Below are 22391 nucleotides of genomic sequence, written 5' to 3'. Positions count from 1 at the left end.
CCATGATTACTGCAGAACAAGCACAGGCGCAGCTCGACGCATGGCTCGCCGCCAGCCTCGCGGTGGCACGCAACCAGTCTTACGAGATCGAGGGGCGCAAGCTCACGCGCGCCGACGCGGCCGAGATCCGCCGGCAGATCAATTTCTGGGAGGGCAAGCGCGCGGCCGCGCGCAACGGTGGCCGCCGCATGCGCATCGGCTACGGGGTCGCCGAATGAAAGTCGGCAAACCAGACCTGAAGCTCACGCTGACGGACCGGATCGTCAACTACTTCGATCCGGTCGCCGGCAACCGCCGGGCCCAGGCGCGCACCGCGCAGGCCTACTCCGGCGCATACGAGGGTGCCTCGCGTTCCAAGCGCTCGTTGCGTAACTGGTTTGCGTTCGGCGGCTCGGCCGATGCCGACCTGCTGCCGGCGCTGGCCGAGCTGCGCAATCGTAGCCGCGACCTGGCGCGAAACAATCCCCTGGCGCTGGGCGCCATCAACACGGCGGTGACGAATGTGGTCGGCACCGGGCTTGCGCCGCAGCCGACCATCGACGCGGAGGTGCTGGGCTTGACGGAGGAGCAGGCGTCCACCTGGCAGCAGCAGGCGCAGCGGGAATTTTCCCTGTTCGCTGACACGAAGGAATGCGACATCTCGCTAGCACAGACGTTCTACGAGATGCAGCAGCTGGCGTTCCGTTCCACGCTGGAAAATGGCGACCTGTTCGTAGTCACGCCCCTCCTGACGCGCCACCGCACTGCATATCGCCTCCGCCTGCAGCTGATCGAGGGCGATCGCTGCTGCAACCCGAACTACGCCGCCGACACGGAGAATCTTGCCGGTGGTATTGAGATGGACGACTACGGCGCCCCGGTTGCCTGTCACTTCCTGCGCAAGCACCCGGGCGGTATCGGTGCCCGCGCAGGCAAGCGCATCTGGGATCGGCGCGAGGTATTCGGCAACGGCACCGGCCGCCGCAACGTGCTGCACCTGTTCGAGCGGCGGCGGGTTGGCCAGACACGCGGCCAGCCGTACCTGGCGCCCGTGATTGAGCCGCTGCGGCAGCTCGGTATCTACACGGAGGCCGAGCTGGCCGCTGCGGTTGTATCGGGCATGTTCACGGTCTTCATCAAGACCGAGGACGGGCAGGGCGTTTTGCCCGAGGACGAAGGGAAGGAATCGCAGCCGGATTACCGGCTTGGCAAAGGCGCAGTTATCCAGGGTGCGCCCGGCGACAGCGTTGAGGTCATCAACCCAGGCCGCCCGAATGCGTTGTTCGATCCCTTCGTGCAGTCGATCCTGCGCCAGATCGGCGTGGCGCTCGAGTTGCCGTTCGAAGTGCTCATCAAGCACTACACCTCGAGTTACACCGCGGCGCGCGCGGCCATCCTGGACGCATGGCGCTTCTTCAAGCTGCGTCGCTTCTGGCTCTCGACAAACTTTTGCCAGCCGGTCTACGAGCTGGTGATGGACGAAGCGGTCGCCAACGGCCGCCTGTCGGCGCCGGGTTATTTCACTGATCCCCTCATCCGGCGCGCCTGGTTGGGCTGCCAGTGGGTGGGTGACGCGCCGGGCGCGGTCGATCCACTCAAGGAAGCGCTGGCGTCGGAGAAGAATCTGGCGATCGGGCGCACTACCCTGGCAAAGGAAACAATGGCCTATGACGGGAGCAATTGGGTCGACAACCACGCCCAGCAGGCACGGGAGATGGAGGCCCGCCGCCGCGATGGGCTCCTGGTGCCGGCCACGGCCAGCGGCGCAGAAATGGAGCCCGGGCTCGATGACCCCTCGGCGCCGCCCGACCCCAGCGACCCCAAGCCTTTGCCGGATCTGCCGGCCAACAAGTAACGCGGACCCGCCCATGTGGCGGGTTTTGTTTTTCAGGAGCAGTGATGAATCGACTACTCGATGTGGTGACGGCGCCCTGGGCGATCCTGCCAGCCAAGCTCTCGGAGATCGTCGCAGCTTACGACGCGCGCATGCTGGGCGAGCAGATCGACCTGCAGGCGGTAGCTGCCAGCCTGGGCCGGCCGCTCGGCAGCGAGCCGCAGGACTACGAGATCGTCGACGGTGTGGCGATCATTCCGATGATGGGCACGATCGCGCGCCGCGCGAATCTGTTCAGCGACATCTCCGGCGGCGCTTCCAGCGACCTGGTGATGCGCGATCTGCGCTCGGCTGCGGCGAACAGCCGGGTGAATTCGATCCTGCTGCATGCCGACACACCCGGCGGCACCGTCGCCGGCACGCAGCAGACCGCCAACGTGATGCGTGAGGTAGGCGCGGTCAAGCCCGTCGTCACCCTGGGCGATGGTCTGATCGCCTCGGCCGGCTACTGGATCGGCGCCGCCGCACAGGCGGTGTTTATCGCCGACGGCACCACGCAGGTCGGCTCCATCGGCGTCGTGAGCAGCCACCGCGACGTGTCGCGCTCCGAGGAAATGCGCGGCGTCAAGACCACCGAAATCTATGCCGGCAAGTACAAGCGCATCGCCGGCAGCTACGCGCCGCTGTCCGAGGAGGGCAGGGCTTCGGTGCAGGACTACGTGGATTACCTGTATGGCCAGTTCGTGCAGGCCGTTGCGGAATACCGCGGCGTCAGCACTGAGAAGGTCCTGGCCGACATGGCCGACGGGCGCATTTTCGTCGGCCAGCAGGCCGTCGATGCTGGGCTGGTTGACGGCATTGCCACGCTCGACCAGCTGGTCGGCCGGCTTGCCGCTGGCGAGTTCAAAACCCCCGGGGCCGCAGTGCCCCGTCCCAAGACCCGGGCGGATATGCCCACTTCTCCGAAAGGAAACTCCATGAGCATCACGACCCGCGACGAGCTGGCGGCAGAATCGCCCGCACTGCTGCAGGAAATCGAATCCGCCGCCCGCGCCGCCGGCGAAGCTGCCGGCGCCACCGCCGAGCGCGCACGCATCCTCGGCATCGAGGCGCACGCGATGGTCGGCCACGAGGCGCTCATTGCCTCGCTGAAGGCCGACGGCAAGACGACGCCGGACCAGGCCGCCGCCCAAGTCCTGGGCGCGCATCGCGCGGCGCTGGCCAAGCAGGCCAGCGGCCAGGCTGCCGACGCTCCGCCGCCGCTGCCGGCGTCGGTCGATGCCAGCGCTGGCGGCAAGAAGGATGCGCCGACCAAAGCGCAGATCGCCGCGCGCGCGGCCGAGCTGCGCCGTGAGGCCGAGGCCAATGGCGGGAGCCTGTCCTACGCCGCGGCGGCCACGCAGGCCGCCAAGGAACTGGCGCAGGACTGACCGCACCGCGTCTCTCATCACTTCACAGGAAATTACCATGAGCAATCCCGGACTCCTCAAGGCCCATATCGCCGAGGGCCCGCTGGCCAAGAATCGCATCGTCACCCACGGTGCGACCGACGGCAGCGTCAAGCAGGCCACCGCGGCCACCGATCCCCTGCTGGGCGCCACCGAGGGCTTCGCTTACGTCGCCGGCGACCGCCCGACCATCGTGCGCAGTGGTATCGCCGACATCGAGTACGGCGGCAACGTCACGCGCGGTCAGCCGCTGACCGCGGATGCGGTCGGCCGTGCCGTCGCGGCGGCGCCGGCCGCTGGCAGCAACGTTCGCATCATCGGCTTCGCCGACGTGTCGGGCGTCCAGGGCGACATCTGCCCGGTGTCCTTGGCGCCCGGCGTGATGCAGGGCTAGACGCCCCGTCCCGCCTTCCTTCTTCCCTTTCTTCTAGGAGTCATCCATGACGACTGCTGTCGCTCCGTACCCGATCAATCTGCAGCTCATTGCGGCGATCGTGATTGCCTACGCCAACGGCGAGATGATCGCCGACCAGGTGATGCCGCGCGTGCCGGTTTCCCAGGCCGAGTTCAAGTATCTGGTGCAGACTGTCGCTGACCACTTCACCGTGCCCGACACCCGCGTGGGCCGCAAGGCGAAGCCCAACCAGGTCGAAAGCTCCGGCACCATGCAGACCGGCGCCGTGTTCGACTACGGCCTGGACGAGATCGTCCCGGTCGAGGACGTGAAGAACGCCCCGGAGGGTGTCGACCCGTTGGCGCTCGCCGCCGAATTCGTGATGAAGCTGGTCACGCTCGACCGGGAGGTGCGCGTGGCCAACACCGTCTTCGGTGCGGCGAATCACACCAACAAGCTCACCCTGGCGGGCGCGGCGCAGTGGTCCGACTACACCAGCTCGGACCCGATCACGGCCATCCTGACCGCGTTGGACGCGCCGATCATGCGGCCGAATGTGGCGATCTTCGGGCGCACCGTGTGGACCAAGCTGATCCTCCACCCGAAGGTGATCGACTACGTGAACGGCAAGGGTGGTACGTCCGGCGGCGTGACGCGCCAGCAACTGGCCGGCGCAATTGAGGTCGATGAGATCCTGGTCGGCAGCGCTTTCGTCAACACGGCGCGCAAAGGCCAGGCGATGTCGCTGCAGCGTTGCTGGGGCAAGCATGCGGCATTCATCTACCGCGAGAAGCCGGCGGAGACCACGCGCTCCACCACCTGGGGCTTCACCGCGCAGCAGGGCGAACGTATCTCCGATGCCGATTTCGGCAAGCAGTATGGCGGCCTCGAGGGCAGCTACATGGTGCGCGCCGGCGAGCGCGTCAACGAACTGGTGACTGCACCGGATCTGTCCTTCTTCTTCCAGAACGCTATCGCCTGAGCGCGCTAGCGCCAGGTCTTGGCAGAGCGGCCCGCCATGTGCGGGCCGTTTCCTTTTCGAGAGGAACAGCATGAGAGTCAAAGCAATCTGGCCGGTGGACACCGGCAGGAAGGAGCCGCACGCCGCCGGTGCCGAGTTCGATGTCTCGCCGGAGCTTGCCTACGAGCTCAAGGCGGCGGGCGCGGTGGAAATCGTGGAGCGCAAGCGCGGTAGCGAGCCGAAGAACCCGGCCGGCACGCAGCTGGAGTCGTCGCCGCCCCCCGATCCCGGCGCGCCCGGTGGTAGCGGCGCCGGCGAAACGGATGCCGGCGCCGACCAGACCGGCGACCAGGGCGGCCAGGGCAGTAACCCCGGCTCGCAGGCCTGATGGACGCCGAGGATCTGGACGATTTTGTCGAGGATTTCGGCGAGCTCGTCAACGTGCCCAGCCGGGGCATTTCCCACATGGCGCTCATCAACCATCTGCCCGGCGACACGCTCAACGGTCTCTCGCGGGGCAATGGCGTGCAACTGCTGGGCCGTGCGGATCTGTTCGGTGTCCTGGCGGCCGGTGATGTGGTGACGGTGAGCGCCGGCCCCGCGGCCGGGGACTACAACCCGGTCGGCGAGCCCGCGAAGCGCAGTGACGGCGCGTTCGTGCTGATCGATCTCAACCCGGTATCGACATGACCACTACCAAGCGCGAGGAAATGGCCCAGCGCCTCTACGAGCGCTTGCAGGCCGTGCCCGATCTGCAAGCGCTGGGACTGGCGTTCTCCCGGTCCCTCTTTGCCGCATTGGACATGCGCGGAAAGAAGCGTGTTCTGGTGGTGCACCACGGCAAAGAGCAGCTCGGCGCCGAGTCGACTGCGGAGATCGACCGGCATGCCGTGCTGATCGTGACCATCGTGACGCGCGACCCGGACCCGGACAGCCTGTCCGAAGCTGCGTTCGCGCTGGTGCATCCCGCCGTCATGACGTTCACGGACCCCGCGCTGATCGACATCAGTGAGCTGGGCACGGACGCACCCAGCTACGACAACCTCGGCGGCATCGTCGGCGCGCGCGCAGTCCACTACGACTTCTTTTACCGCACGGGGCGTGACAGCCTCAGTGCATAGGAGATCCAGATGAAGCAAAACACGGAGGCCGGGCCGCCGGCGGACGCGGCTACCACCGCGGCCACGCCGGCACCGTCCGATTCGGCCAGCGTGCTGGCCACCGACCATTTCGCCGGCGTGGCGGGCTCGTTCGAGTTCGATCCGGTCAGCGGCACGCGCCGTCCGGTAGCCGGGCCGGCCATCAACCAACCCGAGGAGAATCAGCATGGCTAAGCTCAATCGAAAGACGGTGCTGCTGGTAAAGATCGAGACGACGCCGGGCACCGATGCCGTTCCAACCGGCGCCGCCAATGCCATCCTGGCGCGCTCGTGCACCGTGCAACCGCTGGTGGCGGAGAACGTGCCGCGCAACCTCATCCGCGCCTATTTCGGCAACAGCGAGCAGATCCCGGTGGGCATTCACAGCGAGCTCGACTGTGAGGTCGAACTGGCCGGCGCCGGCGCGGCCGGTACGGCACCGGCCTGGGGGCCGCTCATGCGTGCGTGCGGCATGTCCGAAACCGTCACAGCGGCCACGGATGTCAAATACGCGCCCGTGACTGGCACCAACGAGACGGTGAGCATCTACGCCTACATCGACGGCCTGCTGCACAAGCTGGTCGGCTGTAAGGGTACGGTGGCCTTCGACATCACCGCCAAGCAGATCCCGGTGATGCGTTACAAATTCATCGGCACGTTCGCGCCGGTGACGGATGCGGGTAATCCGGCGGGCGTGGACTACTCGAAATTCCAGCGGCCGGCCGCGGTCAACAAGACCAATACGGCAACCTGGTCCATCTCCGGCTATACGGGCCCGTTGCAGGCGCTCCAGATCGATCTGGCGAATACCCTGGTCTGGCGCTCGTTGGTCGCCTACGAGGGCGTCGAGCAGACCGATCGCCAGCCGACCGGCAGCATCAACATGGAGCTCACCACGGTGGCCAGCAAGGACTGGTGGTCGACCGTGCGCGACGTGGTGCTGGGCGCGCTGTCGATCACGCACGGTACGGTGGCCGGCAACATCGTCAAGATCGACGCGCCCAAGGTGCAGATGTCGAACCTGGCATACGCCGACCAGGACGGCGTTGCGATGATGACCTCCAACCTCACCATCAATCCGAACGTGGGCAACGACGAGCTGCTGATTACGGTCAAGTAGCCGGCTGCGGCCTTGCCGCTGCACAACCCGTGAGGCCCGCCGTCGAGCGGGCCTCCGTCATTTCCAGGAGAACCACCCCAATGGCATTCAAGCTCACCACCACGCCGACCTTCGGCGCGCGCGTCACCGTCGAGACCCTCAACGAGAGGGGCGTCATCGAGAAATCGCAATTCCTGGCGATTTTCACCCGCTACACCGTGACCCAGCTCGAGGAGCTCAAAGCACGTTGGCTGTCCGAGGGCAAGGATGATCCCTGCTGGCTCGCGCGTCAGGTCCTGGTCGGCTGGAAAGAGCTGGTAGCCGACGACGGCACCGTGGCCGAGTTCAACGAAGAGAACAAGGCCGTGCTGCTGCAGATCCCGCCGGCCGTCGCCGCGTTGCAGGCGGCGTTCTGGGACAACGTCATCACCTCGCGCGCAAAAAACTAATCGAGGCCGCGCGGCATTGGGCCGGCGCGCGCGAAACCGACTTCGAGGCGGACGCCGATGTGGCCGACGCGCTGGAGGCGATGGGTGCGCCGGCGGAGGTGGTGGCAGCAGCGCGGGCCCGGGGCAGTGGCGAGGATTTTTTCTACCACGACGACACCCGGGAGGCGGTGCTGTTTTTCCTCGACCTGTGGAGCCAGTGGAACCACGTTGGCACGATGGCCGGTGTGGTGCGCACCGGCCTCAACTACCCGGCCGTGGAGAGTGCCATGCGCCTCAGCGGCATCGGTGGAAAGAGCCGCGCGGCCTTGTTCGCAGATCTCCAGTTGATGGAGAGTGCGGCGCTCAAAGTCTTCCTGGAGGAAGCCGAGAGATGCCGCCGATGACCACAACACCCGCTTCGGCGGGTGTTTTCATTTGAAGGGAGGGGCCTGTGTCCGATCTCGGGAACATGGTTGTCCGGTTGCGTGCTGACCTGGCCGAATACAAACAGGATATGGCCGGTGGCGCCGCCGTCGCGGTGCAAACCGGGGCCAAGATCGAGGGCGCCATGCAGGGCGCCGCGACACGAGCGGAGCAGAGCGCCGCGATCGTGGCGCGCAGCTCGGAGCGCCTGGCCGGCTCGATGAACCGGGCCGTGGAATCCACCGGCGCGCTGAACCGCCAGTTTGATGGTCTTCTGCGCACGCTCGGCGGCATCGGGCTCGGTCTCACCATCAGCGAGATGGTCAGCCTGTCGGATGCCTCCACCAATCTGGCGGCGCGCATCGGCCTGGTGTCGTCCTCGGCCGCGGCGGCGACGCAAACGCAGGCTGCGCTGTACGACATCGCGCAGCGCACGCGCCAGCAGTGGGAAGGGGTGGCGCAGACCTACTCCTACCTCGCCAAGGCGGGCCAGGAGCTGGGCGTCAGCCAGGAAAAAATCTTGCGCGTGACCGAGAATACCTCCAAGGCCATTGCGCTCAGCGGCGGGGCCGCGGAAGCGACCCAGGCTGCCCTGGTCCAGTTTTCGCAGGGCCTTGCCAGCGGCACGCTCCGCGGCGAAGAACTCAATTCGGTGCTCGAGCAGGCGCCGCGCCTGGCGCAGGCATTGGCTGACGGCCTGGGCGTCTCCATCGGGGAGCTGCGCAAGCTGGGCGAAGAGGGCAAGCTGGTACCGGCGCAACTGCTGGATGCGCTCGACAAGGCCGGCAAGCAACTGAGCGCGGAGTTCGCCTCGATGCCGCTGACGGTCGAGCAGTCGTTCACCCAACTGCAGAACGCGCTCATGAAGCGCATCTCGGACATGAACGAGGCCTCGGGCGTGTTCCGCAAGCTGGCGGATGGCGTTTCCTTCCTGGCCATGAATCTGGACTACGTGACGGCGGCGCTCACCGGCCTTACCGCCGCCAAGGCGGCAGATTGGGCGCTGAACGCGGCGTCTTCGTTCGCGCGCAAGGCCGATGCGGCCATGCTGTCGGCAGCAGCGACCCGGCAGGAGACCACTGCCACCCTGCTGGCGATCGAGGCCGAGGTTGCCCGCACCGCGGCGCGCACGGCGGACATGACGGCGACCTCGGCGGCTATCGGTGTGGCGCGTGCTGAGCAAACGGCCAGGCTGGCCAGTGCCAATGCGTCGCTGCAAGCCGCTGAGGCGACCCTGGCCGCAGCCACGGCGGCCGGCGCGCTGTCCGGTGCCCTGCGCCTGGTGCGCGAGGCCGACCTACAGGCGACGGCGGCAACGGCGGCGCGCTCGGCGGCGCTGGCGGAGCTGGCCGTCCTGGGGCAGCAGCAAGTGCGCGTGAACCTTGAGGTGGCCGCCGCCACCGAGGCCAATGCAGCGGCCCAGCGATCGCTGGCAACAGCCCAGGCGGCGGGCGCTGGTGGGGCCGGCATCGCCGCTCGGGCCCTGGGCCTGCTGGGCGGCCCGCTGGGGGCGGTGGTGACTGTGCTGGGCCTCGGTGTCACGGCGTGGGAGATCTACTCGGCCAGGCAGCGCGATGCCGCGCGCGAAGCGGCGGATTCGTCGGGCAAGCAGGCGGCCGTCAGCGTTCAGACGACGCAGCAGATCATTGACGATCTGAACAAGCAGATTGCCAAGTACCGGGAGCGCAACGAAGTTCGCGACGGCACGCCGGCGGCCGATACGGCGAGGCTGGTCGACCAGAAGCAGCGCCTGGCGGACCTGCACGCGCGGAACGCTGCCATCACGCCGGAGCAACGCGCTGCCAACCCCTATAACCCGGATCTGCTGGATGAAGCGCGGCTCGAGAACGCCATCGTCGAGGCGGAGACGGCCATGCGCGCGGAGCGCGTGCGAAAGCTCCAGGCGGAAAACGAAAAGTTCGATCAGCAGCTCAAGGGCATCAACGAGAACTACGAGAAATACATCACCACGCAGAAGGGCTTGCTAGCCGAGGGTGCCATCAGCCTCTCTACCTACGTCGATCGTGTCAAGGTGGCCTATGACAAGTGGGCCGGCGGCTCCAAGGACGCGGAGACGGCCAATAAGGCCTTCCAGAACATGCTGGGCGGCCAGATGGCGTCGATCGAGCAGCAAAGCAAGCTGCGCGAAGACACGCTCAAGCGCGAGCTGGCCAACATCGACCGCCTGCGCAAGACCGGGCAGATCACGGAGAGCGAGGCGCTGCAGAGTAGCTACGATGCACGCGAGACGGCCCTGCAGGGCGAGATTGCGCAGGCCAAGCAGCTCGAGGACCTGGCCGCCGGCAAGAAAGAGCTGGCGGCACGCGAGAAGTACCACGGCGAGCGCGTGCGCCTCGAGGCGGAGCTCGCGGCGTTGGACCAGGAGCGCGTCAACGCCCTCAAGGACCAGACCGAGCAGCTCTACCGTGCCCAGGCGGACAGCGACCAGAAGACGCTGATGGGCATCGAGCAGCGCATCGTGGCCGTGAAGGACGAAACGCTGCTGTACGGGCGCCTGCCGTCGGTGATCGAGTCGGTGACGGTTGCTCGCCTGCAGGAGCGGCGTGAGGCCATTGCCATGCTCGACCCCATGAGCGACCAGCTCAAGGCGCTCGATGCGGAGATTGACGCGCGCAAGCGCCTGCAGCAGGCGCTGTCGGCCAAAGAGACCACCGAGGCCCGCTATGACCTGGCCAAGAAAACCGAGGAGGAATGGAAGCGGCTCTCCAACGAGCTGGGACAGGGCCTGACCGATTCCCTGTTCCGCGCCTTTGAATCGGGCAAGGATTTCGGCCGCACCTTCCTGGACGGCCTCAAGAACCTGGCCAAGACCACCCTGCTGCGCATTCCTATCCAGTACGTGCAGAACGGCATCCTGAGTGCCTTTGGCCTGGGTGGGGGCAGCGGTGGCGCCGGCGGAGCCATTCAAAGCGCGGCGGACCTCTACGGCATGGTCGACAAGATCAAGACGGGCTACGGCCTGGTGTCGGCCTGGCTGGGCGGTGGCGGTAGCGCGGCAACCGGCGCCACGTTCGGCGGGACCGGCTTCCTGGCTGGTGGCCTGTTCGGGGCCGGCACCGGCGCTTCGATCTATGGCGCTGGTGCCGCCGGCGTGGCCTATGGTGCGAATGCCGGCCTGTCGCTGTATGGAGCGGGTACCGCCCTGTCGCTGTCGGGCAGCACGGCCGGCCTCGGCGCAATGGCCGGCTCCGCTGGCGCCAGCGCCGGCGGCATCGGTGCCGGCATCAGCGGGGCGATGGCCGCAGTGCCGGTGGCCGGCTGGGTGGCGGCGGGGATGGCGGCGGCAGATGCCTTGTTCGCCAAAGGGTGGGACTACAAGAAAGTGGACATGAACACCCTCGGCAAGGTCTACGGGGCAGCCACGTTCGGCGCGGACAGCCTGCTGCGCAGTGTCGGCGTCAGCGATCGCTTGGCCAACGTGCTTTCCGGTGCCTCGACCATCACGGCGCTGTTCGGCCGCAAGAAGCCGGAAGTGCAGGCCGCCGGCATTGTGGGCGACTTCACCGCCGACGGGTTCAGCGGTCAGCAGTTCGTGGACTGGAAGGCCAAGGGTGGCTTGTTCCGCAGCGACAAGAAATGGACCGACTACTCGGCGCTGGACGACCAGCAATCTGCTGTGTTTGGCGGTGCCGCCAAGGGTTCGCTGGCGTTCTATGAGAACCTGGACAAGCTCGCGGGCGGTGCAGGCCTGCAAGACCGGCTCGGCTCGTTCCGCTACAGCGTGCGAGCGGATCTGCGCTCGCAGGACCAGGTGGACCAGTTGCTCAAGGACATGTCGAACTCGATGGGGAGCCAGCTGCTGCCGCAGCTCGAGGCGCTCCGTCAGGGCGAGGAATCGGTGTCCGACGCGGCGCAGCGCTTGACCGATGTCTACACCTCCACCAACACGGTGGCGTCCGTCCTTGGCAAGACCACCGAACAGGCCTTTGGTGGGGTGGGCCTGGCCACGGCCAAGCTGCGGCAGAACCTGGTCGACCTGGGCGGCGGGCTGGACACGTTCAACGCCAAGGTGGCCGACTACTACGCGGGATATTTTTCCGACGAGGAGAAGATCACCAGGCTGCGCAGCCAGCTCTCCGACAGCTTCAAGGATCTCGGCCTCACCATGCCGGAGACCCGCGCGGGCTTCCGGGCCCTGGTCGAATCGCTGGACCTGAGCACGGACAACGGCCAGCAGCTATTCGTGGCGATGATGAACCTGGCGCCGTCCTTCGGCCAGGTGGCGGATGCCGTCGCGGCGGCGGAGGCCGCCACCAAGGCATTCGGCGACCAGGTGAAGCAGTTTCAGGACCAGCTGCTGCTGGGCAACCTCTCGACGCTCACGCCCGAGCAGCAGTATGCGGAGGCGAAGCGCCGCTATGACGAAACCTCGGCTAAGGCAATGGGCGGTGATGCTGATGCGCGGTCGCAGTGGTCGCAGATCGCGCAGGCCTTCCTGGAAGCATCGCGGGCCTACTACGCGAGCGGCGGCCAGTACACCGACGACTTCAACAAGGTCCAGGGTTTCAGGCCGGACGGCTCGCACGCGAACGGCCTGGCCTACGTGCCTTTCGACGGGTACATGGCGGAGCTGCACAAGGGCGAACGGGTGCTGACCCGGGAGGAAAACGCGCGGTTCAGCAAGCCGGCGGACTGGTCCGGTTTCGGTCGGGGCGGCGCGCCGGCGATGACGGCGGAAATCAAAGCGCTGCGTGCTGAGGTTCAGGCGCTGCGCGAAGACAACCGCCAGCTCGCCGCCGCGCGCATGCAGCAGGCCCAGGACAACCACCAGGAGGCCGTCACGGTGGCCGGCCGCCAAAGCCGGCGGCTGGACGACATTTCCAACAACATCAAGCCATGACCATTGCAATTGAGGTGACTGCCTGGCGGATCTCGGCCGCGGCGGTGGAGACCTTGCGCTTTGCAAGCGAGGGCTTTACCACGCGGCCGACTGATACGCCGGCCAATGCGTACTTCGACGGCCGCCTGCAGGAGCAGCCCCGGCTAGGCCGATCGTTGTTCGATCGCGCCACTACCTACGGCGCGTCGCGCGCCTCAGTCGGGCAAATCCGCCTGCTGAATCCCGATGGCGCGCTCGATCTGCTGGCCACCGACTACGCCGTCGACGGCCGGCCCTTCGTCGTGAAGGTCGGGCAGCTCGGCACGCCGGTGGCCACCTGGTCGACTGTGATGTCCGGTCTGCTCGATGACGTCGCCGCGGAGGACGGCGTTGTCAATCTGAAGGTGCGCGACCGCCTGGCCTTCCTGGGCAAGCCGCTGGACCGGCCCAAATACGCGGGCAGCAACGTGCTGCCCGACGGTGTGGAGGGTACGAAAGACGATCTCAAGGACCAGTACAAGCCGCGCATCTATGGCGCGGTGCTGAACGTGCCCACGAAGGCGGTCAACACGTCCAAGCTCGTCTATCAAGTCTCCGACCAGGCCTGCGCCGTGAGCGCGGTCTATGACAACGGCGTGGGGCTGGCTCGCGGCGCCGACTACGCCGACCAGACGGCGCTGCTGGCTACCGCGCCGGCGGCCGGCACGTTTCGCTGCTGGCAGGGCCTGTTCCGGCTCGGCTCCGCGCCGGCGGGCCAGGTGACAGCGGATGCGGCCACGGTCGAGCAGCGCGCGGGTGCGCTGCTCGAGCAGGTCGCGCTCGACGCGGGCATCCCCGCCGCCGACATCGAGGGCGCAGACGTGGCGGCGCTGAACGCGGCCAACGCGGCGGCGGTCGGGGTGTGGGTGGACGGCGAGACGAATGGGCAGGCGGTGATGGATACGCTCGCCAATGCCATCGGCGCCTGGTACGGCTTCGACCGGCTCAACCGCCTGCGCATGGGGCGCCTCACGCAGCCGGCGGGCGTGCCGGTTGCACGCTGGCCGGCGGATGCCGTGACCAGCCTAGTGTTGCGCGAGGCGGGCGTGCCCAACTGGCGCACCGTGGTGCGGTACGCACGGAACTACACCGTCCAGGCCCAGCCCGCCGGCAGCGTGTCGCAGGCACGCAAGGCCTTCCTTGCCGAGGATTACCGGCAGGCCGCCGTCGAGGTGCCCGCAGTCAAAACGCCGTGGCCCTCCTCGGAGGAGCTGTCGTTCGATACGGCCTTGATTGCGGAGGCCGATGCGGTGGCGGAGGCCAACAGGCGCAGCGCGCTGTATAGCGTGCGGCGCATGCTGGTTGATGCCGACGTGCCGCTGTCGGAGCTGGCCGCCGTCGACCTGGGTGCGGTCGTGGGGCTGGACGGCGCCAGATACGTGGCGCCCGGGCGGCTGCTGTGCGTGATCGCGCTGGATGCTGGTGTCGATAACGACACCGTGAAACTGACATTGTGGGGGTAGGGTGGCCAACGTTCTTCTTGCGCATCCCAATATCGCCGATACCGGCACGCTGAGCGGCGGGGCCTGGCAGGTCAGCCGCGACAACCTGAAAGATCGGCGCCTGTCGCGTGTGGCACGCACGGCAACGGCCGCCAAGGCCGACACCCAATTCACGCTGGACCTCGGTCGCAGTCGCCTGATGACGGTGATTGCCATCGTGCGGCACAACGTGTCGACCTCTGGTAAGTGGCGCGTGCGTCTGGCCACCGATCCGGGCTTTGCTGCGCCGGTCTACGACAACGCGGTGACGGTGCCGCTGGACGGGTCGCCTTCGCTGCAGATGGATTTCCTCACACAGACCTTTATGGCGTGGGAGCCAGACTGGCAACTGGCATGGCCAACGCTGTTCCCGACCAGCGTGCTCGAGTGGGAGGATGACAATTTCTGGACCGGCAGCATCACCGAGGAGGAGCGCAGGGAATATCCCTCGTTGCTGCTGGCCATTCTGCCGAAGCCGACAGCGGGCCGCTATGTCCGGGTGGAGATCGATGACGAAACGAACCCGGACGGCTATGTCGAGTTCGGCCGCATCTTCGTCGGCAGCGCCTGGCAGCCTATTTACAACGCCAACTATGGCGCGTCGATCGCCTGGGAGACCGACACCGGGATGCAGCGCGCGTTGTCCGGCACGCCGTACTTTGACCACAAGGCAGGCCGGCGCGTGACGCGCTTCGATCTTGGCTTCCTTACTCGGGATGAGGCCCTCGGGCGACTCTTCGAGATCCAGCGCAAGGCGGGCATCGATGGCGAGGTCCTCCTGGTGTGGGACAAGGACGACGCGATCAACCTGATGCGGCAGTCGTATCTCGGCCGCCATCGCCAGCTCGCGCCTATCGCGCGGGCGTTCGTCGGCAATTTCAGCAACGCATTTGAAATCGAGGAGCTCACCTGATGACCAGCGTAACTTTCACGCCGGACGTTGGCGGCGATAGCGTCACCATCGACGACAGCGACAACCCGTCAACCGGCCTGGCTAACGGCGGGCACCGCACGCGGTTCCTGATCGCGCTGCAGCAGTTCCTGAAGGTCACTGGCTGGGTCAAAACCACCGCGCAAACGGTGCTGGGTTATCGAGATGCCGCCGCGGTGTCGGCTGCCAGCGCGCAGACCTTTGCCGCTGCAGCGCAGGCCGCGGTCGGCGCGCCGTCATATGCCGGAAAGCCGGGCTACGTTTTCACCGTGAACGCAGGCGCCTCCGGTGTTCAGTGGTCGCAGGACCTCGGCTTGCGTGACCTCGTGGTGAATCGGAATGCCACTTTTGCGGGCGGCCTGGAGGTTGTCGGCAGCTACCCGGGGCTGGCATTCAGGGAGACCGATCAATCCGGCGCTGCCGGGCTGTTCCGGCTCCTAGCCGACGCGGGTGCCTGGCGCCTCGATCGCAACACAGCGGCAGCCAAGGACTACTCCTCCCTGGTCACTGAATATCAGGTGAACGCTGCAGGCCGGCACTTGTTCGGTGGCGTGGCGGACGATGGGCTGTCGAAGTATCAGTTTGGGGGGAATGTCTGGGTCGCCGGCTCTCTCTTCGCCACCGTGAACGTGGGCTGGACTTCGGATGCGCGGCTCAAGGCCGACTTGGCGCCGATCGCGACGGCGCTGGAGAAGGTCACTCGCATGCGCGGTCTGACCTACGTGCGGAGCGACATCGAGAATAGCCGGCGCTATGTCGGCGTGCTGGCTCAGGAGCTGCAGGAGATCCTGCCCGAAGCAGTATATGAGGGTGCCAATGGCTATCTCGCGGTTGACTATGGCGCGCTGACGCCGGTGCTAATCGAGGCCGTCAAGGCGTTGCTGATGCGAGTGGAGCAGCTCGAGCGGGGGGGCGCATGACACTGCCGGCCTCCCCGCCCATTTCAATGGTTGATCTGGCCAACGAGACGCGGAACACCATCGGCGGCCTTGGGATTGCTCACGATGATGTCAAGCGCTTGCTTGGGTTGCCTCGAAGCCATCCGGGGCCGATCTCGCTCATGGACTGCCTTGGCAAGACGCGGCCGTGGTGGGGGCTGGTGCCGGTCACGAAAAGCACGGGCGGCAGCCAAGTTATCGTCACCTACTACACATGGATACAGTCGCACGGTGGCTTGGCCGCGGCGGTCGACCCCTACTTTGGCAATGTGCCGATCATTACGATCCAGTCGTTGCTCTCGGACGCGGAATCACAGTCGATCCTGAGCTTCGCTAGTGACCCGGGGTTCCGCAACAACATCAAGGGGCAACTGCTGGACAACAACTTCGTGGTGACTCGTGAAGTCATCTACACCCCCGACCCGGGCGGGTTGAATTGGCGCGTGCGTGTCGCGAGCCTTGACCCTGGTGTTTGCCTGTTTGTGTCGGAGGGAGTCCAGTTCGTCAACTTCATGAAGCTGTAGCGCACCGACGCATATTCCATTTCTCTCGCCGCCTTCGGGTGGCTTTTTCTTTTGGAGGGCCGTATGCCGGCAGAAGACAAGTTCAAGTTCCACCAGCAGCAGCTCACCTCGCCATCGCGCGATTTCGTTGCGGCGAACAAGGACGACAACACGGACCTGCCGCAGGTGTCGCGCGCGATCTATGTGGGCACCGGCGGCGATGTCAACGCCGTGCGCGAGGACGGCACTGCGGTGCTGTTCAAGAACGTGCCGGCGGGTTCCATCCTGCCGATTCGATGCTTTCGCATCAAGGCGACCGGCACCACGGCCAGCGACCTGGTGGTGCTGTGATGCAGTTGGGCATCGGGCTTTCGATTTCCGGTGTCGGGGCGCGTCGCTATGACGCCGACGATCTGGCCAGCGGCACGCTCAGCCTGAATTTCGTCGCCACCAACGACGTAACGCTGGTAGTCGATTTCGTCGCGGGGACCTACCGCGCGTGGATCGATGATCCGTCCTGGCCATATGGCGTGACGGGTGTTTTCAAGGGGAAGGCATAGCCATGCTGGTAAGCAAGAATTTCGGTGACATAGTGACCTTCATGCGTGCGTCCGTGGGATGGAGCTACAGCCCGGCCGGCGTGCTGGTGCCGAACGCGGCAAATAGCCCACGGCTCGACTACGATCCCATCACGCTGGCTGCTCGCGGCCTACTGGTTGAAGAGCAGCGAACGAATCTGGCACTGAACTCGGACACGTTCACCAACTGGAATATCCAGGGGGCAACGCTATCTGCTCCGATGATGGCGGCGCCGGATGGGGGGCTGTCGAGAAAACTGGTTTCTGCCGTGACGCCATCAACGGTAGTCCAGGTCTACCAGACCTCGGCGAATACGCCCACTACAGTAGGCGCGAGCTACACGCTGTCCGTATTTGCCAAGGCCGGCGAATATGCCGCGGCCTATTTGAATACCAATTTGGTGGGCAACTTTGGTAGCGCCGTTTTCGATCTGACGAATGGTGCAACGAAGGCCTCAGCCGGTCTCACGGCATCGATGGTGCAGCTCGGCAATGGTTGGTGGCGTTGTTCGGCTGCCGGGGTGGCGGCGAACACCGGAACACAGATTGCGGTGGGCGGCGCAAGCGATTTCGCGGGCGCTTCGCCTGGTACGGGACCTGCCGGGAATTCGGTGTTTGATGGGGTATCCGGACTCTATGTGTGGCGCGTTCAGTTTGAGCAAGGGGCGTTCTCGACTTCCGCAATTCCCACGACCTCGGCCCAGGCTACCCGTGCCGCTGACGGTGCCATCATCGCCGATCTGAACAAGATCGGCTTCAACGCAAGCGAGGGAACCTTCTACGCGGAGTGGGTTGTTCCAAATGACACTGGGAATCATGCCCCGGTAGCATTGAGCGACGGTTCGGCAAACAACAGGCTTGCCCTTTTCACTGGTGCTGGTCAGGTTCGAGCCACAGTCAACGTGAGTGGTGCGACGGTACTTACGCTGAATGGCCCAGCCGTTGCGGCTGGTGCGCTTTGCAAGGCTGCTCTGGGGTACAGCGCCGCAGGGCATGCCCTTTGTGCAAATGGTGGCGCTGCCGTGACTGGAGCAGGGGCCGTGCCAGTCGTGAACCAGATGGCAATCGGACAGACGCAGGCATTTACGTCGATGTTGGGCTCTACGATTCGCGCGCTGCGCTACATTCCCCGGCGCATGACGAACGCCGAACTCCAAGCACTGACTGTCTGAGGCCGCCATGTTCTACGACTACTACCTGCGCGGCGCTGACCGCGACACCACACGTGCGGCGTTGCTGGCCGCCGGCCTGACCGTTGACATCGATGTCGACGGCGAGACGCGGCGCGTTCCTGCCGCAGGCGCCAGCCTTTCGACCATCGGCACGATTTGCACGGGTGGCGAGTGGGATGCCGACGGCAACCTGGTGACGGAGCCGGTGGCCGTGCCGGGCTGGCACGTCAACCTGCGGCTGTCGCGTCCCCTTGAGGCCTCCGAGGTTGCCGCGCTGGCCGGCATGGAGATCTCGCCGGCGCCGGCGACTCCCTACAGGGTGTGGGCCGAATGAAAATCTACCTTCACCCCCTCTGCCTGGTGTTCGTCACCAGCCGCCTGCTGCCGGCCCGCTTCGACGGCTATTCCTTTGGCCCCGTGGTCCTGGTGCGGCCGGACAGCAGCGCGGCGCTCCTCGTGCACGAGCAGACCCACGTGCGGCAGTTCTGGCGCTACCTGGGCCTCAACGGCCTGCTGTACGAGTTCAGCCCCAACTGGCGGCTTCGGCTCGAGCTCGAGGCCTACCGCGCGCAGTTGGCGGTGGCCGGCCCGGCCGCGGCGCAGGGCATGGCGTCGTCGCTGGCCAGTAACTACGGGCTGGACATCACGCAGGAGGAAGCCTATCGCCTGCTCACGGCCTAGCGCGCCGATTGCTTCACCAGTCAGCCACCCCGCGGGGTGGTTTTTTCATTCCCGCCGAGTGCGGGTTTTTTATGCCGGGGAGGCACATGGGGGAAGACGACCCGACGCAGTTGCAGGCCGTGCTGCGTGCCATAGCGGAGCTGACAGAGGAGGTGCGGCGCTTGCGGACGGGATTTCCAGAGGGCGATTCGGATGGGCATCGGCGCTACCACGAGGAAATCATGCAGGCGATGGCGGACCGCCGGAAGCTGCGCCAGGAGCTCATCACGCACCTGCTCAAGACGAGCTCATGGGCCGCCCTGGCGGGCGTCCTGTGGGCGCTGTGGGAACACTTCATATCCAAGATCAAGGGGTAACACATGAAAAACGTTTTGCGGCGCTTGGGTTGGCGCCTGTTCTGGTCGGCGCTGGCCACCGTGCTTGCCTTCGCCATGTTCCAGCCGCTGGCCTTGGCCACCGGCGTGCCGGAGGTGGCGGCCGTGCTGCCGGCGCTTGCGGTGGTCTACTGGGTGGAGATGTCCGTGCTGGTCATGCGCGTGGCGCTCCACCCGCGGTTGGACTTCCAGGACATCGCGCGCGATGCTGTGGCCAGCTCGACGGCGGGCGTTGGTGCAGCGATCGTGTTCGCAGTGCTCTCGATGGGCGTATTGGCGCGTATGGGGGTGATCCTATGGATCGTCTACGGCGCGCGCTGATCGAGGGCCTCGCCGCGTGCGAGGTTTTCCTGTTGCCGGCGCTCACGCTCCTGCTCCTGTGGCTGGCCGGCCCGGCCGCGGCGCAGCTACCTGGTGACGCGCCTCGCTACCTGCCCCAGCTGCAGCACGAGCTGGCGGCGGCCTGGCCGGATGTCGCGCCGCGCGCCTGGGTGCCGGCGCTGATCGAGCAGGAAAGCCTTTGGCGCGTCAATGCCACGCTGCGGACGGCGCGCGAGCACGGTTGCGGCTTCGGGCAATTCACGCGCGCCTACGATGCCGGCGGCCGCATCCGATTCGATGCGCTGGCCGAGACGCGGGCACTCGATCCCGGGCTCGCTGGTTGGTCGTGGGCTGACTGTGCGCGCCCGGAATATCAGTTGCGTGCGGTGGTGGTGAAGCTGCGCATGCACGATCGGCAGTGCCAGCCGCTCATGCACGAGAACCGCCAGGTGAAGGCCTGCGCGGCCGCTATGTACAACGGCGGCGCGGGATCGGTAGCCAAGCGCGTGCGTAGCTGCAGCCTGGTCGCTGGGTGCGACCCGGGTACCTGGTTTGGTCATCTCGATCACCAGTGCCCGCAGTCGCGCGAGCGAGCGGCCGGCTATGCCGAGTCGTTCTGCGAGATCAACAGCAAGTATCCCGCGCGCGTCGAGGCGCGCATGCCCAAGTACATGGAGACGATGCGATGAAGGCAATCAACTGGAGCGCCGCCGGCGTTGCGGCGCTGCTCGGCGGCGTGCTGGCGTTGGTGCTGGCCAACTGGCTTTACTTCACCCCGCGCGCGGAGGCCGCCGGCCAGGCGTTGAAGGCGGCAAACCAGCTTGCCGGCCGGGTGCAGGACGCGAACGAGCGCTGCGCTGCTGACGTGGGCACGGCCAACGCGGCCGTCGCGGCGCTGAAACAGGCGGCAGAGACGCGCGCCGCCAGCGCGGCCGCGGCGCTGGCCGAGGCGCAGGGGCGGGCCACCGAGGCGGAGAAGAAGGCCGACTACCTGGCGCGCCGGCCGCCGTCTAAACCTGCCGACCTATGCGGCTCGCTCGACGAGCTGCTGACCGAAGCGATCGAGGAACGGAGGACCGCGCAATGAACTTCCAGTTTTCGAAAAATCGAAATTTCGTGGTGCTCGCGGGGCTTGGCATGCTGCTGGCCGGCTGCGGCAGTGCGCCGCCGCAGGTAATCAACCAGACGAAGACCGTTGAGGTGCCGGTGGCCGTGCCGTGCAAGGTGAAGGCGGTGGAGAAGCCGGCCTGGGCGCTGGGCCAAGCTGACCCGGGGGCCGACGTGTATGTGAAGGGGCGGGCGGCGCTGGTGGAGGTGCGCCAGCGCGCGGCGTACGAGATCCTGCTGGAGGCGGCCGCCGCAGCGTGCTGGTAGCTGGTGCGCAGACACAGCAACGGGAGTGGAGCTTCTTCTTGCGTCTGGGCATCCCTCTCGATGCTATGGCTGCCGATGTTCTCCTGTTTCAGCAATGCCGGGCGTCGTTCGCACTTGGTGATCCATGTTCCATGTTGCTCGAATCCCGGGCTTGACGAGTCCACCGAACTTTGAGAACACGCGGACCAGGGACCCCCTGAGCGCTGCCAACGCTGCGTGTTCGTGGGAGATTTTCGATACCAGACCACCATTGGCAAGGACCATGATGGTCTCGTCATCGGCTGAGGTCAATGGACTCGGGAAATCCAATACTGGAAGTTCGGGGAAAAGAACCGGTATGAGGTCTTCGACAATTTTGCGTGAGTCGAATGGACCAAAGCGATAGACGTTTTTCCCGTCAATCTCTGCGAAGTGCCAACCACCCGCCGTGTCGGAATACAGGACCACACTTTGAGTTTTACTCTGGGCTTGCATACACCCTCCAAACAAGTTATTTGCGATGGGCCCTCCGCAGTTCGGTAGGGGCGCAGTGCGGCTTTCGCGTGGAAGGCACATCCTTTGAACTGAGGGACCATATCTGCCGTCACTGTAGGGAGGTGCTTACAGCCTGTCGGTACGGTACAGTACGGGTAAAGGTACTGGCGGGCACTGGGAGGTGCCGCGGCGGCGCTGTTTCACGGCTAGCGAGCAGAGTTCATGGTATACCTTTTCTGCTGTATGAATATACAGTTATCTCGGTGCCGCCGACGCACGCTAGTCTGTTGCAGGGGCGCAACCGGTAGCCTATCGTAGGTGACAGTTTGGGGCGCAGGTTGTTAAGTTATTGATATTTATAGGTTGGGGGTGGCCTGCAAAGCCGTGTACGCCGGTTCGATTCCGACCCCCGCCTCCAGCATCCAGCAGTCCAGTAGTCCAGCACAAGAGCGCTGCCCTCACCGGTGGCGCTTTTTGCTTTCCGGGCGCCGCCGCCCCGCGATCCTCCGGCTCGCTTCTTCCTCTTTCCCGTTCATCCCTTTCCTGTGTTGCCCGCTCGCGCACTCTGTGGGCGCGTGTTTTCGTCTTTCTGGAAGCGCAGTCGCACAAGCTGCGCGACACCCGATCCGGCACTGCCGGCGTCGATGCCGGCGCCTCCGCGGCCTTGCTGCCGATCGCGTCGCGGGCCTCGTCGTGGAGCCTATGGGGGCACAATGCACGTCGATTCCGCGCTTTGCCGTGCGGATGATCGTGTTACATTGCATGCGTAGTCTTCACGGGATGCCCGGCGCAGTCCGGTCCGGGCCGCGCGCCATTGCCGCATCATTGCCGCATTGTCGTGCTCGCTGGCCGGCGCCGCGTTGCCGCCCCGGGACTGCTGCAAGACTTCCGTTCCCGTTCTCCCTCGATCAGCGTGATATCTCCCTGGCCTCCCGGCGCCGACGCCGCCGTGGCGTGCGTGAGGTTTCGCGTCCCCGGCG

The 22391-nt window shown here is 66.0% G+C and carries 28 protein-coding genes; 27 read left to right on the top strand and 1 reads right to left on the bottom strand.

Going from position 1 to position 22391, the window contains the following annotated elements:
• Nucleotides 1-2: 2 nt before the first annotated feature.
• The 27 genes from ACWTPI_RS13235 (at nucleotide 3) to ACWTPI_RS13105 (ending at nucleotide 20937) form a co-directional block, all read left to right on the top strand.
• Nucleotides 3-218, top strand: a complete 216-nt coding sequence (locus ACWTPI_RS13235) for a DUF6148 family protein (RefSeq protein WP_420994107.1) — start codon at nucleotides 3-5, stop codon at nucleotides 216-218.
• Nucleotides 215-1834 carry a phage portal protein gene (locus ACWTPI_RS13230; protein WP_059415588.1) on the top strand — a complete coding sequence of 540 codons (1620 nt, stop codon included), beginning with the start codon at nucleotides 215-217 and terminating at the stop codon, nucleotides 1832-1834. Before ACWTPI_RS13235 ends, ACWTPI_RS13230 begins: the two co-directional genes overlap by 4 nt.
• A 44-nt stretch (nucleotides 1835-1878) precedes the next feature.
• A complete protein-coding gene (locus ACWTPI_RS13225) occupies nucleotides 1879-3243 on the top strand; it encodes a S49 family peptidase (RefSeq protein ID WP_063923102.1) in 1365 nt (454 codons plus the stop codon).
• A gap of 37 nt (nucleotides 3244-3280) precedes the next feature.
• Nucleotides 3281-3655: a DUF2190 domain-containing protein gene (locus ACWTPI_RS13220; RefSeq protein ID WP_454731850.1), complete on the top strand. Its 375-nt coding sequence runs from the start codon at nucleotides 3281-3283 to the stop codon at nucleotides 3653-3655.
• 46 nt (nucleotides 3656-3701) lie between these two features.
• Nucleotides 3702-4637: a major capsid protein gene (locus ACWTPI_RS13215; RefSeq protein WP_454731849.1), complete on the top strand. Its 936-nt coding sequence runs from the start codon at nucleotides 3702-3704 to the stop codon at nucleotides 4635-4637.
• A gap of 70 nt (nucleotides 4638-4707) precedes the next feature.
• Nucleotides 4708-5004 (top strand): hypothetical protein, encoded by a 297-nt coding sequence (locus tag ACWTPI_RS13210; RefSeq protein ID WP_454731848.1) that lies wholly within the window; start codon nucleotides 4708-4710, stop codon nucleotides 5002-5004.
• The gene (locus ACWTPI_RS13205; protein WP_420994112.1) at nucleotides 5004-5306 is read left to right on the top strand and encodes a hypothetical protein; all 303 of its coding nucleotides are present in this window, start codon (nucleotides 5004-5006) and stop codon (nucleotides 5304-5306) included. Before ACWTPI_RS13210 ends, ACWTPI_RS13205 begins: the two co-directional genes overlap by 1 nt.
• Nucleotides 5303-5737 (top strand): hypothetical protein, encoded by a 435-nt coding sequence (locus ACWTPI_RS13200; RefSeq protein WP_420994113.1) that lies wholly within the window; start codon nucleotides 5303-5305, stop codon nucleotides 5735-5737. The genes ACWTPI_RS13205 and ACWTPI_RS13200 overlap by 4 nt, the downstream gene beginning before the upstream one ends.
• Nucleotides 5738-5746: 9 nt before the next feature.
• Nucleotides 5747-5950 (top strand): hypothetical protein, encoded by a 204-nt coding sequence (locus tag ACWTPI_RS13195; protein WP_059415604.1) that lies wholly within the window; start codon nucleotides 5747-5749, stop codon nucleotides 5948-5950.
• The gene (locus ACWTPI_RS13190) at nucleotides 5943-6875 is read left to right on the top strand and encodes a phage tail tube protein (protein ID WP_420994114.1); all 933 of its coding nucleotides are present in this window, start codon (nucleotides 5943-5945) and stop codon (nucleotides 6873-6875) included. The genes ACWTPI_RS13195 and ACWTPI_RS13190 overlap by 8 nt, the downstream gene beginning before the upstream one ends.
• An 80-nt stretch (nucleotides 6876-6955) precedes the next feature.
• Complete coding sequence (locus ACWTPI_RS13185; protein ID WP_059415609.1) at nucleotides 6956-7303, top strand: hypothetical protein; 348 nt, start codon at nucleotides 6956-6958, stop codon at nucleotides 7301-7303.
• A gap of 59 nt (nucleotides 7304-7362) precedes the next feature.
• The gene (locus ACWTPI_RS13180) at nucleotides 7363-7686 is read left to right on the top strand and encodes a DUF1799 domain-containing protein (protein ID WP_454731847.1); all 324 of its coding nucleotides are present in this window, start codon (nucleotides 7363-7365) and stop codon (nucleotides 7684-7686) included.
• A gap of 47 nt (nucleotides 7687-7733) precedes the next feature.
• Nucleotides 7734-12566, top strand: a complete 4833-nt coding sequence (locus ACWTPI_RS13175) for a tape measure protein (protein ID WP_454731846.1) — start codon at nucleotides 7734-7736, stop codon at nucleotides 12564-12566.
• Nucleotides 12563-14047 (top strand): hypothetical protein, encoded by a 1485-nt coding sequence (locus ACWTPI_RS13170; RefSeq protein WP_454731845.1) that lies wholly within the window; start codon nucleotides 12563-12565, stop codon nucleotides 14045-14047. Before ACWTPI_RS13175 ends, ACWTPI_RS13170 begins: the two co-directional genes overlap by 4 nt.
• A gap of 1 nt (nucleotide 14048) precedes the next feature.
• On the top strand, nucleotides 14049-14978 hold the full coding sequence (locus ACWTPI_RS13165; RefSeq protein ID WP_420994117.1) for a hypothetical protein: 930 nt from the start codon (nucleotides 14049-14051) through the stop codon (nucleotides 14976-14978).
• Nucleotides 14978-15916: a tail fiber domain-containing protein gene (locus ACWTPI_RS13160; protein WP_454731844.1), complete on the top strand. Its 939-nt coding sequence runs from the start codon at nucleotides 14978-14980 to the stop codon at nucleotides 15914-15916. Before ACWTPI_RS13165 ends, ACWTPI_RS13160 begins: the two co-directional genes overlap by 1 nt.
• Nucleotides 15913-16458, top strand: coding sequence for a hypothetical protein (locus ACWTPI_RS13155; protein ID WP_454731843.1), 546 nt, complete (start codon nucleotides 15913-15915; stop codon nucleotides 16456-16458). Before ACWTPI_RS13160 ends, ACWTPI_RS13155 begins: the two co-directional genes overlap by 4 nt.
• A gap of 63 nt (nucleotides 16459-16521) precedes the next feature.
• Nucleotides 16522-16788 (top strand): spike base protein, RCAP_Rcc01079 family, encoded by a 267-nt coding sequence (locus tag ACWTPI_RS13150; RefSeq protein WP_454731842.1) that lies wholly within the window; start codon nucleotides 16522-16524, stop codon nucleotides 16786-16788.
• Nucleotides 16788-16997: a hypothetical protein gene (locus tag ACWTPI_RS13145; RefSeq protein ID WP_059415622.1), complete on the top strand. Its 210-nt coding sequence runs from the start codon at nucleotides 16788-16790 to the stop codon at nucleotides 16995-16997. The genes ACWTPI_RS13150 and ACWTPI_RS13145 overlap by 1 nt, the downstream gene beginning before the upstream one ends.
• Before the next feature lie 2 nt (nucleotides 16998-16999).
• On the top strand, nucleotides 17000-18187 hold the full coding sequence (locus ACWTPI_RS13140) for a phage head spike fiber domain-containing protein (protein ID WP_454731841.1): 1188 nt from the start codon (nucleotides 17000-17002) through the stop codon (nucleotides 18185-18187).
• A 7-nt stretch (nucleotides 18188-18194) separates the two neighbouring features.
• Entirely contained in the window at nucleotides 18195-18521 is a 327-nt protein-coding gene (locus ACWTPI_RS13135; protein WP_454731840.1) for a hypothetical protein, read from the top strand.
• Nucleotides 18518-18868, top strand: a complete 351-nt coding sequence (locus ACWTPI_RS13130) for a hypothetical protein (RefSeq protein WP_059415628.1) — start codon at nucleotides 18518-18520, stop codon at nucleotides 18866-18868. Before ACWTPI_RS13135 ends, ACWTPI_RS13130 begins: the two co-directional genes overlap by 4 nt.
• Before the next feature lie 86 nt (nucleotides 18869-18954).
• Entirely contained in the window at nucleotides 18955-19224 is a 270-nt protein-coding gene (locus ACWTPI_RS13125; RefSeq protein WP_059415630.1) for a hypothetical protein, read from the top strand.
• 3 nt (nucleotides 19225-19227) lie between these two features.
• Nucleotides 19228-19563, top strand: a complete 336-nt coding sequence (locus ACWTPI_RS13120; protein ID WP_420994125.1) for an oligosaccharide flippase family protein — start codon at nucleotides 19228-19230, stop codon at nucleotides 19561-19563.
• On the top strand, nucleotides 19539-20252 hold the full coding sequence (locus ACWTPI_RS13115) for a hypothetical protein (RefSeq protein WP_454731839.1): 714 nt from the start codon (nucleotides 19539-19541) through the stop codon (nucleotides 20250-20252). The genes ACWTPI_RS13120 and ACWTPI_RS13115 overlap by 25 nt, the downstream gene beginning before the upstream one ends.
• Nucleotides 20249-20650, top strand: a complete 402-nt coding sequence (locus ACWTPI_RS13110; RefSeq protein ID WP_454731838.1) for a hypothetical protein — start codon at nucleotides 20249-20251, stop codon at nucleotides 20648-20650. The genes ACWTPI_RS13115 and ACWTPI_RS13110 overlap by 4 nt, the downstream gene beginning before the upstream one ends.
• Nucleotides 20647-20937 carry a hypothetical protein gene (locus ACWTPI_RS13105; protein WP_454731837.1) on the top strand — a complete coding sequence of 97 codons (291 nt, stop codon included), beginning with the start codon at nucleotides 20647-20649 and terminating at the stop codon, nucleotides 20935-20937. Before ACWTPI_RS13110 ends, ACWTPI_RS13105 begins: the two co-directional genes overlap by 4 nt.
• A gap of 63 nt (nucleotides 20938-21000) precedes the next feature.
• Here ACWTPI_RS13105 and ACWTPI_RS13100 read toward each other — a convergent pair whose 3' ends face one another.
• A complete protein-coding gene (locus ACWTPI_RS13100) occupies nucleotides 21001-21411 on the bottom strand; it encodes a hypothetical protein (RefSeq protein ID WP_454731836.1) in 411 nt (136 codons plus the stop codon).
• Nucleotides 21412-22391: the final 980 nt, after the last annotated feature.

It is taken from the genome of Cupriavidus ulmosensis (assembly GCF_977008105.1).
The sequence above is the reverse complement of the archived record's forward strand: the minus strand, read 5'-3'. Positions and strand labels throughout refer to the sequence as shown.